General features: G+C 72.4%; 1 protein-coding gene. It reads left to right on the top strand.

Annotated elements, in window-relative coordinates:
* On the top strand, positions 1-711 hold a 711-nt coding region (locus VTU_RS0121420), incomplete at its 5' end, for a S1 RNA-binding domain-containing protein (RefSeq protein ID WP_236610827.1).
* Positions 712-713 lie beyond the last annotated feature (2 nt).

Below are 713 nucleotides of genomic sequence, written 5' to 3'. Positions count from 1 at the left end.
TTGCCTGGCCTGATCGACTGCCATGCGCACGCCGGCAACGCCGTGCAGGAGCGGCGCCGCCCGCTCCGGGATGCGCCGCCGCCGAGCCGCGAAACCCAGGCCTGGGAGGCGGCGGGCCTGCATTGCAGCGCCCACGAACGCCGGGCCGACGAGGCCAGCCGCGACGTCGAGGCCTGGCTCAAGTGCCGGTACATGCGCGCGCATCTGGGCGAGGAATTCAGCGGTGTGGTGAGCACGGCCACGGGCTTCGGCATCTTCGTGACGCTGGACGCGATGTACGTGGAAGGGCTGGTGCACATCACCGAACTGGGCGGCGAGTATTTCAAGTTTGACGAGGCGCGCCAGGAACTGCGCGGCGAGCGCACGGGAATCCGCTACGCGATTGGCACGCGGGTGCGCGTGCAGGTGAGCCGGGTGGACCTGGACGGCCGCAAGATCGACTTTCGCCTGGTGCGCGAGGGCGAGGAACTGCCCGAGCGTGCGTCCAAGGACAAGGGCTCCGCAGGCGCTGGCGCGAACGCCCGCAAGGCGGGCGGGCGCAGGTCGGGCAAAGCGGACAAGGTGGACGCGGCGCCAGCGGCCACCGGGCTCGCGGGGCGCACGCGCGAGCGCGCCGCGCGTGCGCCCGCCGCCTTGCTCAAGGCGGGCGCCGAGAAGGTGGTCGCGCAGAAGGCCGTCAGAGCCAAGGCGCGCAAGCCGCGCCGCAGCTGACT

Source organism: Verminephrobacter aporrectodeae subsp. tuberculatae At4, assembly GCF_000193225.1.
Taxonomy (GTDB): domain Bacteria; phylum Pseudomonadota; class Gammaproteobacteria; order Burkholderiales; family Burkholderiaceae_C; genus Acidovorax; species Acidovorax aporrectodeae.
This window is presented reverse-complemented; position numbering and strand designations above follow the sequence as displayed.